Annotated in this window: 14 protein-coding genes; 7 read left to right on the forward strand and 7 right to left on the reverse strand. The window is 63.0% G+C overall.

Annotated elements, in window-relative coordinates:
- Positions 1-9: 9 nt before the first annotated feature.
- The 5 genes from ssuD to F6X62_RS01310 form a co-directional block, all read right to left on the reverse strand.
- Positions 10-1,158, reverse strand: a complete 1,149-nt coding sequence (gene ssuD, locus F6X62_RS01290) for an FMNH2-dependent alkanesulfonate monooxygenase (protein WP_112897126.1) — start codon at positions 1,156-1,158, stop codon at positions 10-12.
- 60 nt (positions 1,159-1,218) lie between these two features.
- Positions 1,219-2,184, reverse strand: coding sequence for a sulfonate ABC transporter substrate-binding protein (locus F6X62_RS01295; RefSeq protein WP_153772474.1), 966 nt, complete (start codon positions 2,182-2,184; stop codon positions 1,219-1,221).
- Between the two features lie 95 nt (positions 2,185-2,279).
- The gene (gene ssuE / locus F6X62_RS01300) at positions 2,280-2,873 is read right to left on the reverse strand and encodes an NADPH-dependent FMN reductase (protein WP_054891664.1); all 594 of its coding nucleotides are present in this window, start codon (positions 2,871-2,873) and stop codon (positions 2,280-2,282) included.
- A gap of 253 nt (positions 2,874-3,126) precedes the next feature.
- A complete protein-coding gene (locus tag F6X62_RS01305; protein WP_054891663.1) occupies positions 3,127-3,765 on the reverse strand; it encodes a peroxiredoxin in 639 nt (212 codons plus the stop codon).
- A 165-nt stretch (positions 3,766-3,930) separates the two neighbouring features.
- Entirely contained in the window at positions 3,931-5,283 is a 1,353-nt protein-coding gene (locus F6X62_RS01310) for an OprD family porin (RefSeq protein WP_054891662.1), read from the reverse strand.
- A gap of 484 nt (positions 5,284-5,767) precedes the next feature.
- Here F6X62_RS01310 and tauA point away from each other — a divergent pair, with 484 nt between their 5' ends.
- The 4 genes from tauA to tauD all read left to right on the forward strand — a co-directional run bounded on the left by tauA (position 5,768) and on the right by tauD (position 9,382).
- Positions 5,768-6,739: a taurine ABC transporter substrate-binding protein gene (tauA, locus tag F6X62_RS01315; RefSeq protein ID WP_153772475.1), complete on the forward strand. Its 972-nt coding sequence runs from the start codon at positions 5,768-5,770 to the stop codon at positions 6,737-6,739.
- A gap of 58 nt (positions 6,740-6,797) precedes the next feature.
- On the forward strand, positions 6,798-7,589 hold the full coding sequence (tauB, locus tag F6X62_RS01320; RefSeq protein ID WP_054891660.1) for a taurine ABC transporter ATP-binding subunit: 792 nt from the start codon (positions 6,798-6,800) through the stop codon (positions 7,587-7,589).
- A complete protein-coding gene (gene tauC / locus F6X62_RS01325) occupies positions 7,586-8,425 on the forward strand; it encodes a taurine ABC transporter permease TauC (protein ID WP_153772476.1) in 840 nt (279 codons plus the stop codon). The genes tauB and tauC overlap by 4 nt, the downstream gene beginning before the upstream one ends.
- A 123-nt stretch (positions 8,426-8,548) precedes the next feature.
- On the forward strand, positions 8,549-9,382 hold the full coding sequence (gene tauD / locus F6X62_RS01330; RefSeq protein WP_153772477.1) for a taurine dioxygenase: 834 nt from the start codon (positions 8,549-8,551) through the stop codon (positions 9,380-9,382).
- A 132-nt stretch (positions 9,383-9,514) separates the two neighbouring features.
- Here tauD and betT read toward each other — a convergent pair whose 3' ends face one another.
- Entirely contained in the window at positions 9,515-11,476 is a 1,962-nt protein-coding gene (gene betT / locus F6X62_RS01335; RefSeq protein WP_176717885.1) for a choline transporter BetT, read from the reverse strand.
- Positions 11,477-11,788: 312 nt separating this feature from the next.
- Complete coding sequence (epsC, locus tag F6X62_RS01340; RefSeq protein WP_153772478.1) at positions 11,789-12,727, reverse strand: serine O-acetyltransferase EpsC; 939 nt, start codon at positions 12,725-12,727, stop codon at positions 11,789-11,791.
- Positions 12,728-13,010: 283 nt separating this feature from the next.
- On the opposite strand from epsC, the gene tcyJ reads away from it, so the two are divergent.
- Genes tcyJ through tcyN form a run of 3 tightly spaced genes read left to right on the forward strand, consistent with a single transcriptional unit; the run spans position 13,011 to position 15,234 of the window.
- Positions 13,011-13,805 carry a cystine ABC transporter substrate-binding protein gene (gene tcyJ / locus F6X62_RS01345; protein WP_054891655.1) on the forward strand — a complete coding sequence of 265 codons (795 nt, stop codon included), beginning with the start codon at positions 13,011-13,013 and terminating at the stop codon, positions 13,803-13,805.
- A complete protein-coding gene (gene tcyL / locus F6X62_RS01350) occupies positions 13,802-14,470 on the forward strand; it encodes a cystine ABC transporter permease (protein ID WP_054891654.1) in 669 nt (222 codons plus the stop codon). The genes tcyJ and tcyL overlap by 4 nt, the downstream gene beginning before the upstream one ends.
- A 2-nt stretch (positions 14,471-14,472) precedes the next feature.
- Positions 14,473-15,234 (forward strand): L-cystine ABC transporter ATP-binding protein TcyN, encoded by a 762-nt coding sequence (tcyN, locus tag F6X62_RS01355; protein ID WP_054891653.1) that lies wholly within the window; start codon positions 14,473-14,475, stop codon positions 15,232-15,234.
- Positions 15,235-15,296 lie beyond the last annotated feature (62 nt).

Here is a 15,296-nt window from a genome sequence, read left to right on the forward strand (position 1 = left end):
GCCTGACCCTCAGCTCTGCGACACGGACTTGGGCAGGATGTCGTTGGCGACCATTTCACCGAACGGGCTCACATAGCCCCCGGTCTTGGCCTGCTCCGGGCGCTGCACGTCCAGGTGCGGGAACAGCAGCTCGGCGACGCGATAGGACTCTTCCAGATGTGGGTAACCGGAGAAGATGAAGGTATCGATGCCCAGGTCGGCGTATTCCTTGACCCGCGCCGCGACCGTCGGGCCATCGCCCACCAGCGCGGTACCGGCGCCGCCTCGCACCAGGCCGACGCCCGCCCACAGGTTGGGGCTGACTTCGAGCTTGTCGCGGTTGCCGTTGTGCAGGGCGGCCATACGTTGCTGGCCAACCGAATCGAAGCGCGCCAGCGAAGCCTGGGCGCGTGCGATGGTGTCGTCGTCCAGGTGCGAAATCAGGCGATCGGCGGCAGCCCAGGCTTCTTCGTTGGTTTCCCGCACGATCACGTGCAAGCGGATACCGAAGCGCACCTCGCGGCCTTGCGCAGCGGCTTTCTCGCGCACTGCGGCGATCTTCTCCGCAACGGCAGCCGGTGGTTCACCCCAGGTCAGGTACAGCTCGACCTGCTCGGCGGCCAGATCCTGTGCGGCCTCGGACGAACCGCCGAAATACAGCGGCGGACGCGGCTGCTGGATCGGCGGATAAAGCAGCTTGGCGCCCTTCACCTGGATGTGCTTGCCGTCATAGTCGACCACTTCGCCTTCCAGCACCTTGCGCCAGATGCGGGTGAACTCGACCGAGGCTTCGTAGCGCTCCTGGTGGTTCAGGTGCAGACCATCACCGGCCAGCTCGTCCGGATCGCCGCCGGTCACCAGATTGAACAGCGCACGGCCGTTGGACAGGCGATCCAGGGTCGCTGCCTGGCGAGCGGCCACGGTCGGCGAAATGATGCCCGGGCGCAGCGCAACCAGGAACTTCAGGTTCTGGGTCACCGGAATCAGTGACGCCGCGACCAGCCAGGAGTCCTCGCAGGAGCGACCGGTAGGGATCAGCACACCACCGAAACCCAGGCGGTCGGCCGCCTGGGCGACCTGGGTCAGGTAGCCGTGATCGACGGCGCGTGCGCCTTCGGTGGTACCCAGGTACTTGCCGTCACCGTGGGTGGGGAGGAACCAGAAAATGTTAAGGCTCATTGGAGTTGTCTCCTCAAGGGTGGCTCAAGCCGCAGCGATGCTGCGGCGCAGGCGAATCGTTCAAGGTGCGCTGGCGACCTTGGCCGGTGGGGTCCAGATCACGTCCTTGATGCTCAAGGGCTTGGGAATCAGCTTCAGAGCCTGGAAGGTGTCGGCGATCTTCTGTTGCGCGGCGATCACTTCGGGCGTCAGCGGCGCAGCGCCGTAGCCCTGGCGCTTGACCGAGGTCAGGGTGATGTCGGCCGGCAGGCCGAGCAGCGGCGCGACCTGGTCGGTCACTTGCTGCGGGTTGGCCTGGGACCATTCGCCCACGGCGCGCACCTCGTCGATCAGGGTGCTGATCACTGCCGGGTGCTGGGTCGCGTAGCTGCGGGTGGCCAGGTAGAACTGGTGGTTGTCGACCAGGTCCTTGCCATCACGCAGGGTACGGGCCTGCAACTGCTGTTCGGCGGCAGCCTGGTACGGGTCCCAGATCACCCAGGCATCGACGCTGCCACGCTCGAAGGCGGCGCGGGCATCGGCAGGCGGCAGGTACACGGGCTGGATGTCGCTGTATTTCAGGCCGGCGTCCTCAAGGGCGCGGACCAGCAGGTAGTGCACGTTGGAGCCTTTGTTCAGCGCGACTTTCTTGCCTTTGAGCTCCTTCACCGACTGGATCGTCGAGCCCTTGGGCACGAGGATCGCCTCGCTGTGCGGCGCAGGCGGCTCATAGGCCACGTAGAGCAGGTCGGCACCGGCGGCCTGGGCGAAGACGGGTGGCGTTTCGCCGGTGACACCGAAATCGATCGAGCCGACGTTCAGCCCTTCGAGCAGCTGCGGGCCACCGGGGAACTCGGTCCACTGCACGTCGATGCCCTGTTCCTTCAGGCGCTTTTCCAGCGAGCCCTTGGCCTTGAGCAGCACCAGGGTGCCGTATTTCTGGTAACCGATGCGCAGGCTCTCGGCCTGGGCTTGGGTGATGGCGCCGAAGGACACAGCCGCCGCAAACAGGGCGACCAGACCACGACGCAAGAAGACTGTGCGCATGGCGCTCTCCTGTGCGAATGAGGTTCGGGTTGCACCTGCTTGCCTCGTTGTCGGGCGAGTAAGGTGGAAAAACGGTGACGCATTTGCCGGGTCGTTCAGATGCTCCAGCGAGCACTGATCAGGCGTTCGTTGAGTACACCTGGAGCGACCGGCTTGGGCCGACGCGCCAGGGCACTGTGGAAGGTTTCCAGCGAGTCCAGCAGGCGGGCCTCCAGGGCCTCGGCCAACTGTGCCGGGCGATTGCCTTCGGCGTAAGCGACCTGGCTGTCGTCGGCGAAGATCCCTTGAAGGGTCTCCTGCGCCTTGAGTGCCGACAGCACAGGCTTCAATGCGTAATCCACCGCCAGCATGTGGGCGATGCTGCCGCCGGTCGCGATCGGCAGGACCACCTTGTGTTCCAGCGCACGCTCGGGCAGCAGGTCGAGCAACGTCTTCAGGGCCCCGGCGAACGATGCCTTGTACACCGGGGTCGACACCACCAGCCCATCAGCCTGGGCTACCAGTTGCTGGAAGTGCTGCACCTGCGGGCTGTCGAAACGTGCGTGGAGCAGGTCCTCTGCCGGAAACTCGCGCACCTGGAAGGTCACCACCTCCACACCACGATCCTGCAACCACTGGCGCGAACGCTCGAGCAGCACGCCGGAGCGTGAACGGGTACTGGGGCTACCACCTATCGAAACAACCAGCATTGCAGCGCTTCCTTCAATTCGGTTCCGGGGTGTGGCCCCTGTGAATGACTCCGACATTAGCAGCTCGCCACATATATCTAGAAATCATATTTTTTCATTTGTTTATTCGTTATGGAGATATAGCTTTTCACCCTGAAGCGCGCCTTCTCATTCGCTTCACTGGCAAGCCTGCCCGCACGAAGAGCAGGCATAAAAAAGGGCCGTCGAAACGGCCCGAAATCCCTGCTATGGCTAAGAACAATGCAACGAGGATTCAACGATTGGGTTGCGGGGTGAGGCGCAGATAGGGTTTGACTGCCCGATAACCTTTCGGGAAGCGCTGCTTGATCTCGTCCTCATCCTTCAGCGAAGGCACGATCACTACCTCGTCGCCGTCCTGCCAGTTACCCGGGGTGGCGACCTTGTAGTTGTCGGTCAGCTGCAACGAATCGATCACCCGCAGGATCTCGTTGAAGTTGCGCCCGGTGCTGGCTGGATAGGTGATGGTCAGGCGTACCTTCTTGTTCGGGTCGATCACGAACAGCGAGCGTACGGTAAGGGTGTCGTTGGCGTTGGGGTGGATCAGGTCGTACAGGTCGGACACCTTGCGATCGGCATCGGCGATGATCGGGAAGTTGACCACGGTGTTCTGGGTCTCGTTGATGTCATCGATCCACTTGTGGTGTGAGTCGACCGGGTCCACCGACAGCGCGATAGCCTTGACGCCGCGCTTGGCGAACTCATCCTTGAGCTTGGCGGTCAGGCCCAGTTCGGTGGTGCACACCGGGGTGAAGTCCGCCGGGTGGGAGAACAGCACGCCCCAGCTGTTGCCCAGCCACTCATGGAAACGGATCTTGCCGGCGCTGGAATCCTGTTCGAAGTCGGGGGCGATGTCGCCGAGTTTGAGGCTCATGGAAGCGGCTCCTGTGCTGTGTCTGGCCTTGTGGGATTCAATGTGCCTGCTTCCGATTAAAAACAAAAAGAATAAATACTGATTTATTTATAACCGGAAAGAATACGAATTCGCAGGCACAAAAAAGCCTCGCACCAGGCGAGGCTCTTTCGTTGCAGCTACGACTTACATGAAGTTGTAAGTGTAGTTGAAGATCAGACGGGTCTGATCGGCATCGTTGATGCTCTCGCCGCCGCCACGGTAGGTACCGTGACGCAGGCTGACGCCCAGGCCCTTGAGGGTGCCTTCCTGCAGTACGTAGTCGATACGCGCGTCGCGCTCCCACTCGCTGTAGGTGCCGCTGGTGCGGGCGTTCTTGATGTCATCACCGCGCAGGTAGGCCACGGATGCCTTCAGGCCCGGTACGCCCAGACGTGCGAAGTCATAGGAGTACTGACCGAAAGTGGTGTTCTCGCCAGCACGGGCGAACTGGTTGATCATGCTGTCGGTGAACAGGTAGAAGCTCGAGCCACCGTTGCCTTCCAGCGGCGAGGTGCTGCCGTCCTTGCGCACGTTACCCTGGTTCAGCCAGACGAAACCGCCGTCGTCGCCAACCTGTTGGTGACCCAGCATGATTGCGTGGCCGCCGATGGTGTAGGTGAACATCGCGGACCAGGTCTTGTTGTCGACCTCGCCTGCGTTCTTGGCGTAGCCACCGTTGTTGTTGAAGGTGTAGCCGGCTTCGCCGTTCTTGCCGTCGCTGCTGCTCTTGAACCAGCGCAGGTCGGTCTTGAACGACTGATCGTTGGCGATCTGGTAGACGTGGGTCAGACCCAGGAAGTGCTGCTTGTAGAAGTCTTCCAGGTTCGAGTAGTAGTACTGCAGGGTCAGGTCTTTGGTGACCTTCCAGTCGCCGCCGGCGAACTGGAACTTGTTGCTGTCGCGGTAAGCGCCGCCAACGGACAGGCCGGTGCGGTTGCTCGAGGCACGACCCATGGCGTGGGTCAGCTGACCCGCGTTGAGGGTAACGTTGTCGATTTCCTTCGACTGGACGGTACCGCCCTCGAAGGTTTGCGGCAGCAGACGACCGTCGTTGGAGACCAGGATCGGCAGGTTTGGCGCCAGGGCGCTGCCGTAGTGGACTTCGGTCTTGGAGAAGCGAGCCTTGGCGTTACCACCGATGCGAGCCCACTGGCTCACGGCAGAGCCGTCGCTGTCGCTTGGGAAGAAGGTGTTGTTATCCGGGTGACGGCCACGGCCGCCATCGAGGTGGATACCCCAGAGAGCTTGAACGTCGACACCGAAACCAACGGTGCCTTGGGTGAAGCCGGACAGGTAGTCGAGCTTGAAACCTTGGGCGGTTTCGCGCTGGTCACCGTTACGACCCTGAGCGTTCGTGCGAACTTCATGGTCGTCGTTGTTGAAGTACATGGTGCGCGAGCTGATGGATACCTTGCTGTCTTCGATGAAGCCAGCGGCGCCCGCTTGTTGGGCGAGAACCCCCAGTGCCACGGCCAGGGCCAGGCTAGACTTGTACATGCTTTGCTCCTCTACATTCTAATTTTTGTATTCTCAAGGCGGGGGGATCTGCTGCCCCCCTCGCCACGGGTAAGCGATTTAGCACCAAAGTGTGACTGGTAAGTCAATCGTTACCAGAGATTTCACGACTTTGGTCTAATGCACCTGCGCTACAGGATAATGACAATCCTATAAATCCAAAATGACCGTTTTATGAAATCGTCAGATTTTTCCGGAATAACTACGGAACCTTAAGCGTCATTTGGTGTATGCACGTCCTTCGCTCATAGCTTCCGGTTATCTGCACCCCTTTGCCAGAGGGCGCTCCGTGAAAAGTTGTGAAAGCGTAGCCTTTCACAAAAATTTCACAACCCTTCGTCTGACGGCGCCCATTTCTAAGCGTTTTGTCTCCTAAGCTAATTCTGAAAAGTTATTTATTTTGTAATTCTTAGATCATTTAGTCTTCGCGTCATTCATCACCCGATGCCTGACGAGAGGTTCGATCATGATCCCCCACGCCCCCCTGCGCCTGTTCGCCGCGCTGACCCTGGCCAGCGCCAGCTGGTTCGCCCAGGCCGCCGACCTGACCGTGGCCTACCAGACCACCGTGGACCCGGCCAAGGTGGCCCAGGCCGATGGCAGCTACGAAAAAGCCAGCCACGCCAGCATCGACTGGCGCAAATTCGACAACGGTGCCGACATCATCGCCGCCGTCGCCTCCGGCGACGTGCAGATCGGCTACCTGGGCTCCAGCCCGCTGGCTGCCGCGACCACCCGCAAGGTGCCGGTGGAAACCTTCCTCATCGCCACCCAGATCGGTGCCGGTGAAGCACTGGTCGCCCGCGACAGCATCAAGAGTCCACAGGACCTGATCGGCAAGAAAGTCGCCGTGCCCTTCGTCTCCACCGGGCATTACAGCCTGCTGGCGGCGCTCAAGAGCTGGAACATCGACCCGGCCAAGGTGCAGATCCTCAACCTCGCGCCACCGGCGATCATCGCCGCCTGGAAACGCGGCGACATCGACGCCACCTACGTCTGGGACCCAGCGCTGGGCGTGGCCAAGGAAAACGGCAAGGTGCTGATCACTTCTGGCGAACTGGCAAAGAAAGGCGCCCCGACCTTCGATGCCTGGATCGTGCGCAAGGACTTCGCCGAGAAGCACCCGGAGATCGTCAAGTCGTTCGCCAAGGTCACCCTTGACGCCTACGCCGACTACCGCAAGGACCCGAAAGCCTGGTTGGCCAATCCAGACAACGTGAGCAAGCTCGCCAAGCTGTCCGGCGCCAAGACCGGCGATATCCCGGGCCTGCTGGAGGGCAACGTCTACCCGTTGGCCGCCGACCAGACCGCGGCACTGGGCGCGCCTACCACCCAGGCACTGACCGACACCGCGACCTTCCTCAAGGAGCAGGGCAAGGTCGAGGCGGTGCTGCCGGATTACTCGCCGTACGTAACGGCCAAGTTCCTGCCCAACTGAAGCACCTGCCCAACCGATCGAACCCAGGGGCGCCCTGCGCCCCGAACCGGAGCCCATCATGGCCTTGCTCGAGCTGGAGCGCATCAGCGCACAGTACCCCGGCGCCACCACCCCGGTGCTGGATGACATCAACCTGACGCTGGGGCCACGCCAACTGCTGGTCGCCCTCGGGCCCTCCGGCAGCGGCAAGACCTCGCTGCTCAATCTCATCGCCGGCTTCGTCGCCCCCAGCGGCGGGCGCATCACCCTTGACGGTGCGCCCGTGCAAGGCCCAGGCGCCGACCGCGGCGTGGTGTTTCAGGATGACGCCCTGCTGCCCTGGCAGGACGTGCTCGGCAATGTCGCTTTCGGCCTGGAGCTGGCCGGCGTACCTCGCGCACAGCGTGAAGCCAAGGCGCGTGAGATGCTGGCACTGGTCGATCTGGCCGGGTTCGGCGACCGGCGCATCTGGCAGCTTTCAGGCGGACAGAAGCAACGCGTGGGCCTGGCCCGCGCCCTGGCTGCCGACCCACGCGTACTGTTGATGGACGAACCCTTCGGCGCCCTCGATGCCTTCACCCGCGAGCAGATGCAAGAGTTGCTGCTGCAGGTCTGGCAGCGCACCGCAAAGCCGGTGTTCCTGATCACCCACGACATCGAGGAAGCCGTGTTCCTGGCCAGCGAACTGGTGTTGCTGGCACCGAATCCGGGGCGCGTGGTCGAGCGCCTGCAACTGGACTTCGGCCAGCGCTATGCCGCGGGCGAACCGGCGCGGGCGATCAAGTCCGATCCACGCTTCATCGAAACCCGCGAGCATGTGCTGTCGCGAGTCTTTTCCCAACGTGCCGCCCGCCGCGAGGAGTCCGCATGAGCAGCCTGGACCTGCCGGTCGCCGGCAAAACCGACACCCGCACCGCATCGGCGATCAAGGCCCGCCGCCCGCTGCCGACCCGTTGGATCAGCGCCCTGACCCTGGGTAGCCTGCTGCTGATCTGGTGGCTGGTGACCGCTGTCGGCTGGGTCGAGCCACTGTTCCTGCCCGCCCCCGGCGACATCCTGGCCAAGGCTTGGGTGCTGCTGACCCAAGGCTATATGGACGCCAGCCTCTGGCAGCACCTGGGCGCGAGCCTGGGCCGTATTGGCGTGGCGTTGCTGGCGGCAACCCTGACCGCGATTCCGGTCGGCATCGCCATCGGCTACAACCGCGTGGCCCGCGGCATCCTCGATCCACTGATCGAGTTCTACCGGCCGATCCCGCCACTGGCCTACCTGCCGCTGATCGTGATCTGGTGCGGGATCGGCGAGTTGTCGAAGGTGCTGCTGATCTACCTGGCGATCTTCGCCCCGATCGCCATCGCCACCGCCACCGGCGTGCGCACCGTCGACCCGGCCAAGCTGCGCGCCGCGCAGTCGCTGGGAGCGAGCAAGGTACAACTGATTCGCCATGTGATCCTGCCCAGCGCCTTGCCCGACATCCTCACCGGCATTCGCATCGGCCTCGGGGTCGGCTGGTCGACCCTGGTCGCCGCCGAACTGATCGCCGCTACCAGCGGCCTGGGCTTCATGGTCCAGTCAGCCGCGCAGTTCCTGGTCACCGATGTGGTGGTGCTGGGCATCTTGCTGATCGCGCTGATCGCCTTTGCCCTGGAGATGGGCCTGCGCGTCCTGCAGCGCCGCCTCGTGCCTTGGCATGGACAAAGTCACTGACCTTTCCGGCCTCATCACGGGGCAAGCCCGCTCCTACAAGTTCACAGAGCTACCTGCAGGAGCGGGCTTGCCCCGCGATAAGGCCCGCAACGACACCGCCAACCGCCCCCATTCGAGACCGACATGAGCCTGACCATCACCCCCCTCAGCCCGGCCCTCGGCGCGCAGATCAGCGGCGTCGACCTGTCCCGCGACATCACCGATGCACAGCGCGACGCCATCGAGCAGGCGCTGCTCGAGCACCAGGTGCTGTTCTTCCGCGAACAATCGATCGACCCCGCCCAGCAGGCTCGCTTCGCTGCGCGCTTCGGCGACCTGCACATCCATCCGATCTATCCCAACGTGCCGGAAACCCCGCAGGTGCTGATTCTCGACACCGCAGTCACCGACGTGCGCGACAACGCGGTCTGGCACACCGACGTTACCTTCCTGCCGACCCCGGCACTGGGCGCGGTGCTCAGCGCCAAGCAACTGCCCGCCTACGGCGGTGACACCTTGTGGGCCAGCGGCATCGCTGCGTTCGAAGCCTTGTCGGCGCCCCTGCGCACCCTGCTCGACGGCCTCACGGCCACCCACGACTTCACCAAGTCGTTCCCGCTCGAGCGCTTCGGCACCACTGCCCAGGACCTGGAGCGCTGGGAAGCCACCCGCCGCAACAACCCACCGCTGTCGCACCCGGTGGTGCGCACCCATCCGGTGAGCGGGCGCAAGGCGTTGTTCGTCAACGAAGGGTTCACCACGCGGATCAACGAGCTTGCCGACCACGAGAGCGAGGCGCTGCTCAAGCTGCTGTTCGCCCATGCCACACGGCCGGAATTCAGCATTCGCTGGCGTTGGCAGGAGAATGACGTGGCGTTCTGGGACAACCGCGTGACCCAGCATTACGCGGTGGACGACTACCGGCCGCAGCGGCGGGTGATGCACCGGGCGACGATTCTCGGCGACGCACCGTTCTGAAACCATTCGCGGGCAAGTCGGAGCGCCGAACCGCCGCTCCCACAGGTGCACCACAGTCGTCAGCAACTGTGTTGCACCTGTGGGAGCGGCGGTTCGGCGCTCCGACTTGCCCGCGAATGGAAGCGCCGCGCGTTACCTGACCAGGTGCAGGAACTGCATGTGCCGCTCGTACTGGTCGAGGATGTCGTTGATGATCTGCTCCTTGCTGTAGCCGACCAGGTCATAGTTCTGGCTGCCTTCGGCCAGGTGCACCTCGGCGCGGTAGTAGCGGCGGTTCTTCAGCTCCTGCGTACCCAGCCCACCCAGCGCGAACGACGGCGTGAAGTAGCCACGCATCTGCACCTGGTAGATGAACGGCTGCTCCTCGCCATGGCCGATCTTCAGGCTGACGTTGTCATGGCTCGGGTCGTCCTGGGTGATCAGCGCCAGGCCCTTCTGCTCGAACACCTCGGTCACGTCGGCAATCGCCGGGCGCACCACGTCATCCATGAAGCGATACACCTCGTCGCGTGATGGGAAGTGCACGGCCTGACTCAAGCGCTGGCGCCAGCCACCGCGTCCGCGGCGGGACTGGGCGAACGGTGCCAGCGAGTGCATCTGCGCGATCTGCCGCTGGCTCTCCAGGTAGAACGCCTTGTGCAAGCCCCACATCATGCACAGCAAGATCAGCGAGAATGGCAGCGACGTCAGCACCACCGCCGACTTCAGCGAATCAATGCTGCCAGCGAACAGCAAGCCGCTGGTGACCAGCGCAGTCATCGCGCCCCAGAAGATCCGCAGCCAGTTCGGCCCGTCCTCGTCAGCGTCGCCGCCTTTGGCAGAAAGCGTCGACAGCACCACGGTGCCGGAGTCGGCGGAGGTGACGAAGAACACGAAGCTGATGAACACGGTGACGGCAATCACCGTCTTGCTCCATGGATAGGTCTCCAGCAGCAGGTACAGGCTCATCGACGGGTTGTCCAACGCCGACTGCCCCAGCGCGGTCATGCCGTGGTTGATCACCTGATCCAGCGCGCTGTTGCCGAAGATCGACATCCACGCGAGGGTGAAGCCCAGCGGGATCAGCAGCACGCCGAAGACGAATTCGCGGATGGTGCGGCCACGCGAGATGCGCGCGATGAACAGCCCGACGAAGGGCGACCAGGCGATCCACCAGGCCCAGTAGAACACCGTCCAGCCACCTAGCCAGTCGCGGTTCTCGCCGTAGGCATAGACGTCGAAACTCTTGCGCGGCAGGGCGCCGAGGTAGTCACCAAGGTTCTGGATCAGGGTGTTGAACAGGTGCTGCGTGGGCCCGGCGAAGAGCACGAACAACAGCAGCGCGCAGGCCAGGAACAGGTTGATGTCGCTCATCACCCGCACGCCCTTCTCCACCCCGGCAACTGCAACGGCCACCGCCGCACCCATCATCAGGGCGATCAGCAGCACCTGCACCCACTGGCTGTGGTCGATGCCGAACAGGTAGTCGAGGCCGGCGTTAAGGTGCAGCACGCCGAAGCCCATGTCCGCGCCCAGGCCGAACACCGTGGCGATGATGCCGAAGCCGTCCACTGCGTAGCCAATCGGCCCGTTGATGCGCTTGCCGATCAGCGGGTACAGCGCCGAGCGCAATGCCAATGGTAGGTTGTGGCGGTAGGCGAAATACGCCAGGGCCATGCCGACGAAGGCGAACACGCCCCAACCATGCAGCCCCCAGTGCAGGAACAGGATCTGCATCGCCTGGCGCCCGGCCTCGGCCGTGCCCGCCTCGCCCTGGGGCGGCTGGAGCATGTGGGTCAGGGGCTCGGAGACGCAGAAGAAGAACAACGTGATGCTGATGCCGGCAGCGAACAGCATACCGGCCCAGGACAGGTAGCTGAACTCGGGCTCGTCATGGTCGGCGCCGAGCTTGATCTTGCCGTAGCCGGACACCGCAGTGACCACCACGAACACCAGGTACAGGGTCATGGCCAGCATGTAGTACCAGCCGACCGTGTTGGCCGCCCAGTTCTGTGCAGCCAGCAACCAGTCGCCCGCCGCTTGCGGGTTGGCGATGACCACCAGGCCGAAGATGAGGATGAAACTTGCCGCGAAGTAGAACACCGGGGGGTTCATGCGGATCTTGCCATTGGCAAGGGAAGGCGTCGGTGCACTCATGAAACGGGCACCTCTACAGCAGTGAAAAGGCTCGTATTGAACGGGTTCAGCAAAGGGAATCCTCCTGTTGAACACCGGCAGCGGACCAGCGTTTTAATTTGAACAAGCGTTCAAGTTAAACATGGATCGGATTTCAATGCGACCTGTGGTCGCTGGCGGGCGACCAATTGACCTTTGCTCTTTGCCAGCAGTTCCGGCCCTATCGCGGGACAAGCCCGCTCCACTCTGTGGGAGCGGACTTGTCCCGCGATAGGGCCCGCCGGGCCTACCTCACTGTTTGTCCTGGCAATCGAGTTGCAGGTTCGCCTGGGTGATGTTGCTCTCGGCGGGCACGCTGCGAGTCAGCCAGACATTGCCGCCAATGGTCGAACCCTTGCCGATGGTGATGCGCCCCAGAATGGTCGCACCGGCATAGATGACCACGTCATCCTCGACGATCGGGTGGCGCGCCAGGCCCTTGTGCAAGGTGCCCGACTCGTCCGACGGGAAGCGTTTGGCACCAAGGGTCACCGCTTGATAGATGCGCACGCGCTCGCCGATGATCGCTGTCTCGCCGATCACCACGCCTGTGCCGTGGTCGATGAAGAAACTCTGGCCAATCTGCGCGCCGGGGTGGATGTCGATGCCGGTGGCCGAATGCGCCAGCTCCGAGCTGATTCGCGCCAGCAGTGGCAGCCCGGACTGGTAGAGGTAGTGCGCCAGGCGGTGGTGGATGATCGCCAGGATGCCGGGATAGCACAGCAACACCTCGTCCACGCTACGCGCCGCGGGGTCGCCGTGGTAGGCCGCCAGCACGTCGGTGTCGAGCAGTACACGCAACCCTGGCAAGGCTTTGGCAAAGCCTTGGATCAGACCCAGTGCGTGGGCATCTACGTCCTTGGGCTCGACCTCGGTGTTGCCGTGCCGCGCGGCGTAGCGCAGTTCCAGGCGCGCCTGGTCGAGCAGTGCGGTCAGCGCCGCATCCAGGGTGTGGCCGACATAGAAATCCTCGCCCTCCTCACGCAGGTCCACAGGCCCCAGGCGCATGGGAAACAACGCTCCACATAATTGCTCGAGGATCTCGCGCATCGCCTCGCGCGAGGGCAGTTCGCGCCCGCCCTGCTTGTTGCTGCAACGGCCATTGCGACTGCGCCACTGGTCACGTGCCTGGCGCAGTTCGCTGACGATGCCCGGCAATTGCCAATGGCCGGTCGATGGATGTTCGCTCACGGTGTTCTCCTGGCTTGCGACGGTGTCGGTAGGTAGAGCCGCCACTTGTAGGAATTACTCTACGGCAAATTCTTCCCTTGGAAAAAACAACGCTTTATTCCATCCTGCACTAAGTCGGGCATAAGCAGCGATGACGGGGACCCGGTTCACGGCTACCCTCAAAACTGCCCTTCAGGGACGAAATAACAGAAAGGAATAATAGATAATTTTTTATTATTTCCTGAGCTATACAGCCCACCCTATAGTCGCCACCCACTACTTAAAACAAAGCGCGGGGACAGCCATGACCAAATTCACCAAACCACTTCTCAATGCCAGCCTGGCCATCCTGCTGGGCACCGGCCTGTTCAGTCACGCCTTTGCGGGTGAGCAGCTCAAGACCATCCAGGAAAAAGGCGTGATCAACGTCGGCCTGGAAGGCACCTACCCACCCTTCAGCTTCGTCGACGAAAACGGCAAGCTGACCGGTTTCGAAGTGGAACTCTCCGAACTGCTGGCCAAGGAGCTGGGCGTCAAGGCCAAGGTCCAGCCAACCAAGTGGGACGGCATCCTCGCCGCGCTGGAATCCAAGCGCCTGGACGTGGTGATCAACCAGGTCACCATCTCCGAAGAGCGCAAGAAGAAGTATGACTTCTCCGAGCCCTACACCATCTCCGGCATCCAGGCGCTGATCCTGAAGAAGAAGGCCGAGCAGCTGAACATCAAGACCGCGCAGGACCTGGCGGGCAAGAAGGTCGGGGTGGGCCTGGGCACCAACTACGAGCAGTGGGTCAAGCAGGACGTACCCAAAGCCGACGTACGTACCTATGAAGACGATCCGAGCAAGTTCGCTGACCTGCGCAACGGCCGTATCGACGCCATCCTGATCGACCGCCTGGCCGCCCTGGAATACGCACAGAAGGCCAAGGACACTCAACTTGCCGGCGAAGCCTTCTCGCGCCTGGAAAGCGGCGTTGCCCTGCGCAAGGGCGAACCTGAGCTGCTCGCAGCAGTGAACAAGGCGCTGGACAAGCTCAAGGCTGACGGCACCCTGGCCAAGCTGTCCGAGAAATACTTCGGTGCCGACGTCACCAAATGATCTCTGAAAGCCTGCAACTCGTTATCGACTCTACGCCCTTCCTGCTCAAGGGCGCGGGTTACACGGTACTGCTCAGTGTCGGCGGCATGTTCTTCGGCCTGGTGCTGGGCTTTGCCCTGGCACTGATGCGCCTGTCGAAGATCCTGCCGCTGGACTGGCTGGCGCGGATCTACGTGTCGTTCTTCCGCGGCACGCCGCTGCTGGTGCAACTGTTCGTGATCTACTTCGGCATGCCACAGATCGGCATCGAACTCGATCCGATCCCCGCCTCGCTGATCGGCCTGTCGCTGAACATGGCGGCGTACATCTGCGAAATCCTGCGCGCGGCGATCTCCTCGATCGACCGCGGCCAGTGGGAAGCCGCAGCCAGCATCGGCATGACCCGTACCCAGGCCATGCGCCGGGCGATCCTGCCCCAGGCCATGCGCACCGCCTTGCCGCCGCTGGGCAACAGCTTCATCTCGCTGGTCAAGGATACCGCCCTGGCGGCGACCATCCAGGTGCCAGAGCTGTTCCGCCAGGCGCAGTTGATCACCGCACGGACCTTCGAAGTCTTCACCATGTACCTGGCCGTGGCCGTCATCTACTGGATTCTCTGCAGTATCCTGGCGCACTTCCAGAACCGCATGGAAGCGCGGGTCAACCAGCATGACCAGGAGCACTGAAGATGATCGTAGTAGAAGGCCTGACCAAGCAGTTCAAGGGCCAGACCGTGCTCAAGGGCATCGACCTGACAGTCGAGGCCGGTGAAGTCGTCGCCATCATCGGCCCCAGCGGCTCGGGCAAGACCACCTTCCTGCGCTGTCTGAACCTGCTGGAAACACCCGATGCCGGGAAAATCCGCATCGGCGATATCGACATCGACGCCGACCGCCCGCTCGGCGGCCAGCAGAGCGCGATCCGCCGTCTGCGCCAGCAGGCCGGGTTCGTGTTCCAGAACTTCAACCTGTTCCCGCACCGCACCGCCCTGGAGAACGTCATCGAAGGGCCGGTGATCGTCAAGAAGACCCCGCGCGACCAGGCCCTGGAACTGGGCCGCAAGCTGCTCGCCAAGGTCGGCCTGGCCGGCAAGGAAGACGCCTATCCACGGCGCCTTTCTGGCGGCCAGCAGCAGCGCGTGGCCATCGCCCGTGCCCTGGCGATGGAGCCTGAAGTGATCCTCTTCGACGAACCGACCTCCGCGCTCGACCCCGAGCTGGTCGGCGAAGTGCTGGCGACCATCCGCGGCCTGGCCGAAGAGAAGCGCACCATGATCATCGTCACCCACGAGATGAGCTTTGCACGTGATGTGGCGAACCGGGTGATCTTCTTCGACAAGGGCGTGATCGTCGAGCAGGGCGAGGCCAAGGCGCTGTTCGCCAATCCGAAGGAGGAACGCACCCGGCAGTTCCTGCGCAAGTTCCTCGGGACCACTGCTTCGCAAGACTGAAAAGCTCGGCTGGATCTTCGCGGGCAAGTCCCGCTTCCACAGGAGCCGCACCGGCGATGAAG

Origin of the sequence: Pseudomonas sp. MNR3A (assembly GCF_009650575.1) — a bacterium.
Taxonomy (GTDB): Bacteria; Pseudomonadota; Gammaproteobacteria; order Pseudomonadales; family Pseudomonadaceae; genus Aquipseudomonas; species Aquipseudomonas machongensis.